Source organism: Streptomyces sp. NPDC017676 (assembly GCF_044329325.1).
GTDB lineage: Bacteria > Actinomycetota > Actinomycetes > Streptomycetales > Streptomycetaceae > Streptomyces.
The window spans coordinates 128,135-140,389 of the sequence record NZ_JBIRJA010000018.1; the positions used below are offsets into that span (position 1 = coordinate 128,135).

Here is a 12,255-nt window from a genome sequence, read left to right on the forward strand (position 1 = left end):
GCCGCTGCCGCTGCCGCTGCCGCAAGGAGACGTGTTCGGTGATCGTCTTGACGCGTCCTTCTCGTTCCTGCCCGCGTGATGATTCGCGTACCTCATGGCTCAGGGACCGGCAACCTCCCTGTCCGGTGTCACGGATACCGAAGCCGCCGGGGCCGCCGCGTGCGTGGCCGGTGCCACGGGGTGGGTGATGACGTGCGGTTCGGTGAAGTCCAGCCGGCCGTCCGGTCCCATGTCACGGCCCACGCCGCTCTGGCGGAACCCGCCGAAGGGGGCCGGTCGTCACACGCGGCGGCGTTCGCCCGGTTGAGCCAGGTGGTCCCGGTGCGCAGCCGGCGGGCGACGACGTCGGCTCGCTCGGGGGCCGCCGACCACACCGACGAATACAGTCCGGACCATTCGCACATGTGGCGGTGGGCGGGCCTGGACAGTGGACACCGTCCGGGCCCGCCCACCGTGTAGGCACCGCGTCACGGTCGGCTCTTGGCCCGGGCGTGGCGTGCGATGCTCGCCGCGTACAGCGGTGTCTCGCGCCGGCAGTGGTCACCGGAGGCGGCCTGCCGTGCGGCGGCGGCCTCCTCGAAGGTGGTGCCGTTCTTCTCGATGAAGTCCATGAACTCCTGGGTGGGGTGGCTGGTGACCTGGTTGGTGTAGGTGAGGGTGCCGTCGCCGTTGTCCTTGACCGACAGGTCCCAGATCACCTGGACGGTCGTCCAGCCGTTCGGGGTGAGCACATCGGAGAGGGACACCATGTGGCAGTGGTGCTTCTCGGCGATCTCGGCGACGTAGTGCTGGATCACCAGCCCGGTGCCGATCATCTCCACGTTGATCGACATCGGCCTGCCGTCGTCGGTCGTGGTGTAACCCGCCGCCTTGTGATCGGGCGGGGCACACCGCTGGTACTCCTTGTCCGGCAGGTTCAGCAGCCAGTCGGCGATGTCGATCGCGTCCCAGGGCGCGTCGACCGGCGCGTGCTCGGTCGAGGTGGACAGCACCAGATCGGACAGGACCTTCTTCGAGTCACTCATGGTTTGTCCTCTGGAGGGGGCGGTGGGCCGGCGTCAGGTGGCCGCAGGCCGGTTGGATCAGGCGGTGCCGAGTGCGGTGCGCAGTGCGGCGACGGCCTGGCTGATGGCGCCTTCGGCGGCGTGGGTGCCGCGCAGGGCGTTGAGCATCACGAAGTCGTGGATGATGCCCTGGTAGCGGACGGCGGTGACGGGCACGCCGGCCTCGCGGAGCTTGTTGGCGTAGGCCTCGCCCTCGTCGCGCAGCACGTCGGCCTCGCCGGTGATGACCAGCGCGGGGGGCAGGCCGGTGAGCTGTTCGGTGGTGGCGCGCAGCGGGGAGGCGGTGATCCGGGCGCGCTCGGTTTCGTCGGTGGTGTACTGGTCCCAGAACCACTGCATGGCGTCGCGGCGCAGGAAGTAGCCGGTGGCGAACTGGTGGTAGGACGGGGTGTCGAAGTTGGCGTCGGTGACCGGGTAGAACAGGACCTGGAACGTCACCGGTACGTCGCCGCGCTCCTTGGCCATCAGGGTCAGCGCGGCGGTCATGTTGCCGCCGACGGAGTCGCCGGCGACGGCCAGCCGGGAGCCGTCCAGACCCTTGGCGGCACCCTCCTGGACGACCCACTGGGCGACCGCGTAGTTCTGCTCGATGGCCACCGGGTAACGGGCCTCGGGGGAGAGGTCGTACTCGGGGAAGACGACCGCGGCCTGCGCGCCGACGGCGAGTTCGCGCACGAGGCGGTCGTGGGTGTGGGCGTTGCCGAAGACCCAGCCCGCGCCGTGGATGTAGACGATCACCGGCAGGGTGCCTGCGGTGCCGGCGGGCTTGACGATGCGTGTCCGGACGCTGCCCGTGGGACCGCCGTGGACGGTGATCCACTCCTCGTCGACAGCCGGCTTGTCGATCTCGCCCGACTGCACCTCGTCGACCGTCTTGCGGCCCTCGGCCGGGCCCAGATCGAACAGGTACGGCGGATTCGCGGTTGCCTCGGCGAACGCCGCGGCAGCCGGCTCAAGAACGGGGGTGACGTGCGCGGACGTCTCGGGCATCGCTGGTCTCCATCGCAAGCGGGTGACGGCGGCGGGCCGCCTCAGATGCTCCAGTCTGCTCAGCGGCGGCCAAGGTCGCTGTCGAGCGGACCCCAAGGCACCTGTGGGGCCGGACCGGAGGCTGGTTGTGGGGTTTGCCCCACGGCCGCTCCTGTCAGGGCCATGGAACCGGAAGCCTGCGTCGCGCCCACAGACGGTCCGTAGCAGATCAGTGACTGAAGGCTTCCGCCACCGGAAATCCGGCCCGGTTGCTCACGGCGGGGGGCCGCCTACCGGCCCCGCGAGGGAACAGCCCTCATCGGCTGCTTCCCGGCGACGACCGAACCGCCCGCGGCCGTTCAGCGGGTGGCGGTCAGCTGTTCACCGTGGACTGGCGGATGACGACCGACGTCGGAAGTTCAGCGACAGGATCGGGGCCCTTCGTGTCCGTCAGGCGGGCGAGAAGCATGCGTGCCGCCACCTCGCCCATCTCCCGCATCGGCTGCCGGATCGTCGTGAGCGGGGGCTGGGTCAGGCGGGCCATCGGGATGTCGTCGAAACCGACGACGGCGACGTCCTCCGGCACGCGCAGTCCCGTGGTGCGCAGGGCGGCCATGACACCCATGGCCGCGAGGTCGTTGTGGGCGAAGACGGCGTCGAAGTCCCGGCCCTCGGCCAGCAGTCGGCGTACCGCCTCGCGTCCGCCCGCCTCCGTGAAGTCGCTCTCGACGACGAGCGCGGGTTCGAGCGGGTGGCCGCTCTCGGTGAAGGCCGCGCGGAAGCCGTCGAGTCGGTCGCGCACGCAGCCGAAGCGCAGCGGTCCCGCGAGGACGAGCGGCCTGCGCCGCCCCACGGCCAGCAGATGGCGGGCAGCCGAGGCGCCTCCCTCCCGGTTCGCGGCGGTGACGTGGGGGAACTCGGGATGACGGCCGCGGTCGTCGATCAGTACGACCGGGAGGCCTCTACGGTGGAGAGCCGTCAGCATCGCCAGGGTGTTCTCCGGCTCCACGACCAGCAGTCCGTCGAAGGCTCCCGCGAAGACCTGGCTGGTGAACCGTTCGACCGAGTCGGCGCCCCGATTGCAGGTGAACAGCAACAGCCCGAACTCCGCCGCCTCCACCGTATCGACGACACCTTGGACGACTTCACCCATCCACGGCCAGGTCAGCGACGGCACCAGCATGCCGACCGTGCGGCTCTGTCCGCGGGCCAGACCCACCGCACCCGAACTGGGCACGTACCCCAGCCGGTCGATGACCTCGCGGACGCGGGCGGCGGTCGAACGATCCACTTCACCCCGGGTGTTGAGGACCCGGGAGACGGTCGTCTTGCTCACACCGGCCGCTCGGGCCACATCCGCGATGGTGATACGCACCGCACCCCTCCGCCGCGCGGGACCCGACGCCGTGACTGAAACCAGGATGACCCGTGACCCCGAGTGAAGCAGCGGCGTTCCCAGGACGTCAACACCCGGACGGAGCCGCGAACTCTTGAAGGCACCGAAGCTCGTCGGATCCCGGATCGCGCGAAGTATTGACGGCAGCATGACACGTCGCTTCACTCACGGTGAGGGCCGGGACCGGTTCCGGAACCGGTCCCGGGACAGAGCACCCCCACCATTTCCCCCAGGAGGAATGCCGTGCTCGACCGTTCTCCCCGCCCGCCCACAGCGCGTTCCCGCGCACGACGCGCCTGCCTGACCGCCCTGGCGGCACTCGGCCTGATCCTCGCCACCTGGTACAGCGGATCCGCATCCACCGCCACCGGACCGAAGACCACCGAGCTCGACGCCGCTCCCCAGGGCGCCCAGGTCGTCCGTGTCGCAGAGTTCCTCGCGGAGTGCCCGTACAGTCACCGGCTTCCGGACGACCCGATCGTCTTTCCCGGCCTGCCTGGCGCTTCCCACATGCACAGCTTCTTCGGCAGTCATGTGACGAACGCGCACACCGAGGTGACCGATCTGCTGGGCTCCTCCTCCACCTGCAACCCGGCTACCGACTCGTCGTCGTACTGGGTCCCGACGATGTACCGCAACGATCAGCCGGTCGAGCCCACCGGCACCACCTTCTACTACCTCGGCGAGGGGGTCCGGGACGACGTCATCCAGCGCATCCGGCCGTTCCCGCAGGGGCTGCGGATCGTGGCCGGCAACGCCAAGGCCACGGGCGTCGACGACCCCACGTCGGTGGCTCGGTGGTCCTGCCTGCACCACGGCGAGGTCAACCCCTCCAAGGACTTCGTCACCTGTCCCGCGAGCTCGATGCTGGAGTCGTACCTCGACTTCCCGCAGTGCTGGAACGGCAAGGACCTCGACTCCGCCGACCACAAGAGCCACATGGCCTATCCGGTGAACGGCGCGTGCCCGGCCAGCCACCCGGTGCCCGTGCCCAAGCTCCGCCAGGTCCTGCGCTATCCCGTTTCCGGAAGCACCCAAGGCCTGCGACTGGCGTCCGGCCCCGGCTACACCATGCACGGTGACTTCTTCAACGCCTGGCCCGAGAACGAACTCGCCCGCAGGGTCACCAACTGCATCAACGCCATCGTCAAGTGCGGAGCGGACGGCAATCCGTCCTGATCGCGGATCGCACACCGCACACCGCACACCGCACACCGCACACCGCACCGAACGTCCGACACAATGACGAGGTCAAGGAGCAGACATGGCGGATGCCGCGGCCGGCGCACCGAAGGCGACTTTGCTTGCCGCGGCTCTGCTGTGCGCCCTGACCGTGCCGGGATGCGCCGGCTCGCCAAGGCCGTCCGTTCCGCCCGAGAGCGCGACGACGACCACCGCACCGCACGCCTCCGCTCACGGTGGCGGGGAGAACCAGAGCGGCACCGCCACCGCGAACGGCGGCCTCAACGCCACGGACATCGGCTGGATCCAGCTGATGATCGCCATGGACGACCAGGCGCACCACATCCTACGGCTGACACGGGGCCGGACCGCCGACAAGGGCCTGCTGGACTGGGCGGCCGACGTCGCTGATGGCCATCGCGCCGAACTCGCCGCTCTGCGGGCCCTGTTGGCCGACGCCGGCATACCCGACGACAACCCCCACGCGGGTCACGAGATGCCGGGCATGGTCAGCACACGCGAGCTGCGGGCCCTGGAGGCCGCCCGTGGCTCGCAGTTCGACCGCCTTCTACGATCCGCGCTGAGTGAGCACTTCAGGCAGAAACGGATGCTCGCGGCGAGTGTGCGGAAGGCAGATGCCGATCCGGAGGTGAAGAGGGTCGCGCTGCGTGTGGGGATCTCCGCGTCCGACGCCCAGCGCCGCATGCCCTCCGCTCCCGGCGAGTGACCAGCGGTACATGACGGTCGCTGCCTTCCTTCCCAGGGCTTCCCTGTGCTCGCGACGTCCGCACGAATCCGCTCTCGTCATCTGCCGGGTCCCGAGGTGACGGCTTCGCAAGGTCAGACGGTCATGACCACTTTGCCCACCGCGCGTCCCTCTTCGAGGATCCGGTGGGCGCGGGTAGCGTCCGTGATCGGCACGACGCTGTCGACGACGGGGCGGACGAGTCCCCTCTCCACCATGGGCCACACCTCCGCCCGTACGGCACGGACGATGTTCGCCTTCTGCTCGTGACCGCGGGCGCGCAGTGTGGTCGCCGACACACTGCCACGTCGCGCCATCAATGCCGCGATGTCCAGCCTGGCCGGGGACACGTCGCCCCCGATCATGACGATGCGCCCGTCATCGGCGAGACAGCGGATGTTGCGGTCGAGATAGGGGGCGCCGACGATGTCGAGAATGACGTCCGCACCGTGGCCCCGCGTGGCCGCGAGCACACCGGTCACGAAGTCGTCCTGACGGTAGTTGATGGCCACATCCGCGCCGAGGCCAGCCGCTCTGGCCACCTTCTCGGGCGTTCCCGCGGTGGTGAGGACGCGGGCCCCCAGGGCTCTGGCCCACTGGATGGCGAAGGTGCCGATCCCACTGGTGCCGCCGTGGACGAGAAACGTGTCACCGGACCGGAGGCGGGCTCCCATGCCGATGTTCGACACCACCGTGCACGCGGCCTCCGGCAGCGCCGCGGCCTCTTCGAAGGTGAGACCGGCCGGTTTGGGCAGCACTTGGGCAGCGGACACAGCGACTGCCTCGGCGTAGCCGCCACCGTTGAGCAGCGCGCACACCTCGTCACCGACGGCCCAGTCGGTCACACCCTCACCGAGCGCCCGGACGATCCCCGAGCACTCCAGCCCCAGCAGGGGTGAGTCGTGGGAGGGCACGGGATAGGCGCCCTGCCTCTGCAGTATGTCCGCGTTGTTCACCCCGCTGGCCCTGACCTCTACGAGAACCTCGCCCGGACCCGGGACGGGCACGTCGGTCTCGGCCCAGCGCATCGCCCCGGCAAAGCCCGGAGCCTCTACGATGATCGCTTTCATTCGCTCAGTCATCTTGCTCCTCTTCATGGACGGGCGGCCGACGACGACGTTCGCCTTGAGTCGTTCACCGCCGACTTTGTTCCAGGACGCGGCCGGGGACCTGGTCCAGTCTCGGGCACCTCCAGCCGTACGACACATCGCACACTTGAGCTATCCGGTGCCACGACGTGAGCCGACGCCCTGGCGTTCACGAAGCGGACGGCGGCCACGGACGGACTCACTGCGCGGACCGCAGGGGATCCGGGTGGGGGACGCGGCGCTACGACCGCGTCACTCCTCGGTGGGCAACCAGGTGCCGTGCAGGCCGAGCGGGACGGGGATGCGGACGCGGGCGACCGACCCCTGAGCGGGGTCCTCCGCCGACAGGATGAGGAGCCAACTGGTGTCGTCGGTCCGATCGGTGGCGAAGGTCAACCAGTAGCCGCGCTCGCCGCCACGCGGCACCGGCGCGAAGACGGGCTCGCCGACGGACAGGACACCGGCGTGCCAGGTCTGCGCAGCGACTCCGGTCCCACGGACGTCGTACCAGCGCAGCGCGTCGTACTCGCCGGGCAGCAGACCGTCGACGCGACCGCTGTCCGCGGCGACGGCGAGCCCCTCATGGGGGCCGGTCAGAGCGCGGTCGTCGATGCGGGGCAACCCACCCGTGCCTCATCCGCTCCTGCCGGTTCGGAGTGGAATGACTGCATGGACACATTGGGAGCTTCGTCGTCGGCTTGCTCCCTCCCCGTTTCCACGATGCCGTGGATGCTCTCGGGATCACCGCAAATGCCCTTGCTCGCGAACTCGTCACGCGGGTCGGCAAACACCGCCCGTGATCCGGCGTCTTCGGCGGTTCCCTTCATCTCGGTCGTGCGGGTGTTCCGCAGCGTGACAACCCATACAGACTCAAGAGGGAGTGGGCGCCGGACATCGTAGGTGTGCAGCCGTGGCTGGTGTCGGACGGCTGGACTGAGGATCAAGGGGAGTGTGTGTAACATCCCCTGGACGGTGGTTGCCGGTGCGGCGTTCCGGCTCTGAAGGGAAACCAGGTGCGTGCCACCTCACCTCATGTCAGGCTCCACCGGTGAACCGTGAACAGATCTCCAGGCTCGCCCATGCGGATCATCCGATCGCGGCTCCGCTCGACGACGACTCGGTGCGCCGACTGCTGGAACGCGGCATCCCATGCGGCGACGAGCGCGTACTCGACCTCGGCTGCGGCGGCGGGGAGTGGCTCGTGCGTGCCCTGACCACGTATCCGCAGCTGCGGGCCGAGGGCGTCGATGTCTCCGAGAGCTCGCTGACGCATGCTCGTACGACCGCGCGCACCCTCGGCGTTCATGAGCGCCTCGTCCTCCACCACGAGGACGCCGTGGACTTCGCCGCCGTGCACGCGTTCGACCTGGTGCTCAGCGTCGGGGCCACGCACGCCTTCGGTGGCCTGCTCGCCACCCTGACGGCGGCGCGAAAGCACCTGGCTCCCGGGGGCCGCGTCCTGATCGGTGACGGATTCTGGGCCGGTGAGCCCTCCCCCGAGGCCGTCGAGATGCTCGGCGACCTCGCTGACCTCCCGACCACTGTGAACCGCGTCATCGCCGATGGGTGGACACCCGTCTACGGGCACATCAGCACACGCGGCGAGCTTGACGACTACGAATGGGCCTGGACGGGGGCACTGGCCTCATGGGCCCTGAACCACCCCGACGATCCGGACAGTTCCCAAGCGCTCGCAACAGCCACTACGCACCGCGACCAATGGCTGCGCGTCTACCGGGACGTCTTCGGCTTCGTCTGCCTGATCCTGCGTCGGACGTCCGCTGAACCGGAGTGGACCGCCCCGCCACCTCAGTGAGCCTCATCCGGTTCTGCAGCAGTCGTTCGTGATACACAGCCAGGTCAGTGGTCGTTGGCGGCGGTGACGATCATCTCGTGCCGGCCGCCGCTGTGCACGGTGATCCTCCGCCCCGAGAGGGAGGGCAGATTCGCGGCGATCGGTGGGCTGGTCATGCCTCCCAGCCCTGCCGCGAGCCGGTGTGATGGGCGGGTCGGCCAGGACGGCCATAGCAGAGGTCGTGCCGGCCAGATCCGATACTCGACGCCGGTCCGGTGCGGCTGTGCCAGGTCCCGGACCGACCTGTGTTCCGGCGCCGTAGGCCGTAGCCGCCCGGCGGTGATGACACAGCGGCGGCGGTTGTGAACGGCGGGACCTGCCCGATTGTCTGGACCGCGGGCGCTGGGGAATGGGGAATGCGGAGATGGACCAGTCGCGGGAGAGATCGCCCGCACGGCGCGGCGCGTCACAACGCCCCCGTCCACGCCTGGGTGGTCAGTCGTCGCCGTAACCCCTCCGGGGCAGACACCCCTCAGAGGGCGTTCTGGGCATCGCCAGGACGCGGACATGAGACACGTTGCGAGCGAACGAGAGGACGACCGAGCATGATCAGCAGGGAACCCGCCGCTGCCCCCGTCGTTGCGCAGTCGGTGCTCGACGACCTGCGCCTGCGCCTGCGCGGCTACCGCCGAGTCGACGTCCCCACCGGGTTCGGATGGGCGCGCGGTGTCGACGGCGACTACCTCGCGGACCTCATCTCCTACTGGGCCCGCTCTTACGACTGGCGTCAGCACGAAGCCCGGATCCGTACCCTGCCCTGGGCCCTGGCCGGCCTGGCCGACGCACCGGTGCGGGCGATCCATCTGCGAGCGGCGCGCACCGACGCCGTGGCGGTGGTGCTCCTCCACGGGTGGCCCGACTCCGTCCTGCGGTTCGAGAAGGTCTGGCCGCTGCTGTGCGACCTCCATGTGGTCATCCCGGCCCTGCCTGGCTTCCCGTTCGCCGCCCCTGTCGCCCGCCGTGGCATGTCGTCCCGGGACATGGCCGAAGCGATCGCGAACGCGATGGCCGGACTCGGCTACGAGCGCTACGTCGTGTCCGCCGGAGATGTGGGCTGCGACGTGGCCGAGGCACTGGCCGCTGCTCACCCCGACCGCGTCGTCGCCCTGCACCTGACCGACGTGTCGCAGTACCGCTTCCTGGTGGACGCGCCGCGGGACCTGTCCGACGCGGAGCGGGCGTATGTCCGGCACGGTCGTCACTGGCAGGCCACGGAGGGCGGTTACATGCACGAGCAGGCCACCAAGCCGCACACGTTGGCGGTGGCACTCGGTGACTCGCCCGCGGGCTTGGCCGCCTGGATCCTGGAGAAACTGCGGGCGTGGACCGACTGCGGCGGCGATGTGGAAACGGTGTTCACCCGGGACGAGTTGCTCACGTGGATCACCGCGTACTGGGTGAGCGGCGCCATCGGCACCTCTTTCACTCCCTACGCCGAGAGCGCGGCGAAGCCGACCGGACGCATCGACGTCCCCACGGCGTTCACGATCTTCCCGATGGACCTCGTCAACGCGCCCCGCGAGTTCGCGGCACGCTTCTTCGACGTCCGCTCCTGGACGGAGGAACCCGCCGGCGGTCACTTCGCGGCCTGGGAGCGCCCGTCGGAGTACGCCGCCGGTGTCCGCACGGCAGTTGACCTGGCGAGGCTGGGTCCGGCGATCCCGTGATCGTCAGGAGCTTGATATCGGCCGCACCCGCAGCTCGCCGCCGGCCACGAGTTCGACCTGTTATCACCGAACAGCCACGGAGCGTGGGCCGTGCCGCCGGTCGCGGCACGGCCCACGCGTGCTACAGCGGGGTCGCCGCCTTCAGCACGAAGAACAGCGTGACGGCCGAATTCGCCGACGACAGCGCGGACATCATGGTGCCCGCGGCGGCGGTCCACGCCGCCAAGCCCACCGCGGTGAAGACCGGCGGCCACACGCTCACGGCGGGAGCAGGGCCGAGCAGGGCGGCCACCCGGCGCGGAACCGGCCCGGCCGAGGCGAAGCCGGCGAGTGTCGCCGCCGGAGCGCCCCGGGAGACCAGTGCCGCCTTGCCGACCGCCGAAGCCATCGTCCGGCGGCTTCCGATCGCCTGTGCCGCTTCCTCATCCGCCCATCGCTCGACGGTGTAGGTCACCGCTGTGCGCAGAGGTCGCAGGAACGGATTCGCCTGCGCGGCCAGCCGCACCACCAGCAGGAACCGGTGATGGCGGCTGGCCAGGTGCACCCGCTCGTGGGCGAACAGCGCCCGCCGTTCCCGCCCGTTCAGGCAGGAGAGCATGGCGGTGGACACCATCACCACCCCGCCGCGCCGGCCCGGGGGCAGCGCGAAGGCATACGGCACCTCGTCGGGCAGTACCGCCACCGACTTCCTGGGCAGCCCGGCCAATGCGTCTTCGGCTCCCCGCCTGATGCGGCGGTGTCGCCACAGCACTCGCGAGCAGGCCACCATCACGGCGAGCAGGGCGGGAATGGCGGCCTTGCCCGCGATCTCGTCGTACGGGACGGCCTCGCGCACCTCCTCGTCCGACCAGCCGTCCGGCAGCGGATTGCCCGGCAGTTGGGCGGTGCCGACCACCATCAGCAGCGCCAGGCACACCGTGCTGCACACCGCCAGAACCCCGGCTGCCAGGGACAACAGCCACGTCGCTGTCCGCGGGTGCAGATGCTGCTCGGCCAGACGCGCCACCGGCCACGCCGTCAACGGCAGCACCAGCGGCAGGAAGACGAACACCCCCATCAGGCTTCAGTCATTCCCTTCCGGGCCGAACCGGCCCAGCAGCTGCCGCAGCAGACGTTCGTCATCCGGGTCCAGGGAGGTGACGAAGCGGGCCAGCACCGCCTCCCGGTCGCTCTCACCATCGAGCAGCTTGCGCATCTTGCGCGCAGCGAGCCCGGCCTGGTCCGACACCGGCGTCCACACGAAGGAGCGGCCCGCGCGCTCCCGGGTCACCGCTCCCTTGCCCAGCAACCGGGTCAGGATGGTGACCACGGTCGTATAGGCGAGGTCCCCGCCCAGGCGTTCTTGCACCCAGCCCGCCGGCGCGGGGTCGGGCGCCTCGCGCAGGGCTGACAGGACCAGCCCCTCCAGCTCACCCTGCCCCCGTCGCCGGGGCCGCTGCCGCTGGTCGCTCACGCCCTCTCCCTTCCGCCGGTCACAACGTCACAAGCGGCACATCGTAGAGGCGCCCGTACCGAACTGGCGTTGGGGATTCGTGCGGCGGGACCTGGCCACCGCACACCTTCTACACGGCTGTAGAAGCTATGCTGCCCGCGACGCACTTCCGTCCCCTGCCCAGGGGCCGACGAAGGGAAGCAATGTGGGTGTCATCGCGTGGCTGGTTCTGGGTCTTCTCGCCGGGGCGATCGCCAAGGCCGTCCTGCCCGGACGCGACCCCGGCGGGTGCATCGGCACCACCGCCATCGGCATCGCCGGCGCGTTCCTGGGCGGCTGGCTGTCGGCGGCCTTCCTCGGCCGTCCCGTCCAGCGGGAGTTCTTCGACCTCGCCACGTGGGGCTCGGCCATCGGCGGTGCGCTCGTCCTGCTGATCGGTTACCGCCTGCTCTTCGGCAAGTCGCGGGACTGACGTTCCGCACCCGCCGACCCCATCCGTCCAGCAGCGCGGTGTCAGACGCGCGGGGGCCCGTCGTCGCGCTGCCGGACGGTGGCTTCCACGACCGGTCCGGAAGGCGGCGGCCCGGCGGGCTCGTGCTCCTTCAGCGCCTTGGCCTCGCTCTTGAAGATCCGTGCCGCCTTGCCCGCGGACCGCGTCAGCTCGGGCAGCTTCTTGATGCCGAGGACGACGACCACCACGAGGAGGATCAGCGCCAGCTCACTCAGGCCGAACATCAGAGTGCTCCCTCTCCACGGACGGCGGCCGGACCAAGCACCCGGCACCCCGCCGACATCTACATTGCTGTAGAAGTTTGCCGTAGAGCATGATCGCTCAACAAGCCCGCCTTCCAGCCCGG

12 protein-coding genes and 1 pseudogene are annotated in these 12,255 nt (G+C 70.0%); 5 read left to right on the plus strand and 8 right to left on the minus strand.

What is annotated here, in order from left to right:
* Positions 1 to 467: 467 nt before the first annotated feature.
* From ACH4LD_RS33230 to ACH4LD_RS33240, 3 genes are all read right to left on the minus strand, one after another.
* Positions 468 to 1,025 (minus strand): hypothetical protein, encoded by a 558-nt coding sequence (locus ACH4LD_RS33230; protein WP_398057842.1) that lies wholly within the window; start codon positions 1,023 to 1,025, stop codon positions 468 to 470.
* 57 nt (positions 1,026 to 1,082) lie between these two features.
* Positions 1,083 to 2,054 (minus strand): alpha/beta hydrolase, encoded by a 972-nt coding sequence (locus tag ACH4LD_RS33235; protein WP_398057841.1) that lies wholly within the window; start codon positions 2,052 to 2,054, stop codon positions 1,083 to 1,085.
* 352 nt (positions 2,055 to 2,406) lie between these two features.
* Positions 2,407 to 3,408, minus strand: a complete 1,002-nt coding sequence (locus ACH4LD_RS33240; RefSeq protein WP_398057840.1) for a LacI family DNA-binding transcriptional regulator — start codon at positions 3,406 to 3,408, stop codon at positions 2,407 to 2,409.
* Between the two features lie 264 nt (positions 3,409 to 3,672).
* Between ACH4LD_RS33240 and ACH4LD_RS33245 the strand changes: the two genes are divergently transcribed.
* Positions 3,673 to 4,608 carry a DUF1996 domain-containing protein gene (locus ACH4LD_RS33245; RefSeq protein ID WP_398057839.1) on the plus strand — a complete coding sequence of 312 codons (936 nt, stop codon included), beginning with the start codon at positions 3,673 to 3,675 and terminating at the stop codon, positions 4,606 to 4,608.
* Between the two features lie 85 nt (positions 4,609 to 4,693).
* On the plus strand, positions 4,694 to 5,338 hold the full coding sequence (locus tag ACH4LD_RS33250) for a DUF305 domain-containing protein (protein WP_398057838.1): 645 nt from the start codon (positions 4,694 to 4,696) through the stop codon (positions 5,336 to 5,338).
* 113 nt (positions 5,339 to 5,451) lie between these two features.
* Here ACH4LD_RS33250 and ACH4LD_RS33255 read toward each other — a convergent pair whose 3' ends face one another.
* The gene (locus tag ACH4LD_RS33255) at positions 5,452 to 6,426 is read right to left on the minus strand and encodes an NAD(P)H-quinone oxidoreductase (RefSeq protein WP_398057926.1); all 975 of its coding nucleotides are present in this window, start codon (positions 6,424 to 6,426) and stop codon (positions 5,452 to 5,454) included.
* Positions 6,427 to 6,696: 270 nt separating this feature from the next.
* Positions 6,697 to 7,065 (minus strand): annotated as a pseudogene (locus tag ACH4LD_RS33260) (carotenoid oxygenase family protein); the annotation flags it as partial.
* 427 nt (positions 7,066 to 7,492) lie between these two features.
* Here ACH4LD_RS33260 and ACH4LD_RS33265 point away from each other — a divergent pair.
* Both ACH4LD_RS33265 and ACH4LD_RS33270 read left to right on the plus strand, forming a co-directional pair.
* The gene (locus ACH4LD_RS33265; protein WP_398057837.1) at positions 7,493 to 8,260 is read left to right on the plus strand and encodes an SAM-dependent methyltransferase; all 768 of its coding nucleotides are present in this window, start codon (positions 7,493 to 7,495) and stop codon (positions 8,258 to 8,260) included.
* 584 nt (positions 8,261 to 8,844) lie between these two features.
* A complete protein-coding gene (locus ACH4LD_RS33270) occupies positions 8,845 to 9,966 on the plus strand; it encodes an epoxide hydrolase family protein (RefSeq protein ID WP_398057836.1) in 1,122 nt (373 codons plus the stop codon).
* A 121-nt stretch (positions 9,967 to 10,087) separates the two neighbouring features.
* Here the strand turns inward: ACH4LD_RS33270 and ACH4LD_RS33275 are convergent, their stop codons facing one another.
* Together ACH4LD_RS33275 and ACH4LD_RS33280 are read right to left on the minus strand one after the other, a co-directional pair.
* Positions 10,088 to 11,023 carry a M56 family metallopeptidase gene (locus ACH4LD_RS33275; protein ID WP_398057835.1) on the minus strand — a complete coding sequence of 312 codons (936 nt, stop codon included), beginning with the start codon at positions 11,021 to 11,023 and terminating at the stop codon, positions 10,088 to 10,090.
* A 6-nt stretch (positions 11,024 to 11,029) separates the two neighbouring features.
* Positions 11,030 to 11,419, minus strand: coding sequence for a BlaI/MecI/CopY family transcriptional regulator (locus tag ACH4LD_RS33280; protein ID WP_132788107.1), 390 nt, complete (start codon positions 11,417 to 11,419; stop codon positions 11,030 to 11,032).
* A gap of 184 nt (positions 11,420 to 11,603) precedes the next feature.
* Between ACH4LD_RS33280 and ACH4LD_RS33285 the strand changes: the two genes are divergently transcribed.
* On the plus strand, positions 11,604 to 11,870 hold the full coding sequence (locus tag ACH4LD_RS33285) for a GlsB/YeaQ/YmgE family stress response membrane protein (RefSeq protein ID WP_398057834.1): 267 nt from the start codon (positions 11,604 to 11,606) through the stop codon (positions 11,868 to 11,870).
* A gap of 41 nt (positions 11,871 to 11,911) precedes the next feature.
* Here ACH4LD_RS33285 and ACH4LD_RS33290 read toward each other — a convergent pair whose 3' ends face one another.
* Positions 11,912 to 12,133, minus strand: a complete 222-nt coding sequence (locus ACH4LD_RS33290) for a twin-arginine translocase TatA/TatE family subunit (RefSeq protein ID WP_398057833.1) — start codon at positions 12,131 to 12,133, stop codon at positions 11,912 to 11,914.
* Positions 12,134 to 12,255: the final 122 nt, after the last annotated feature.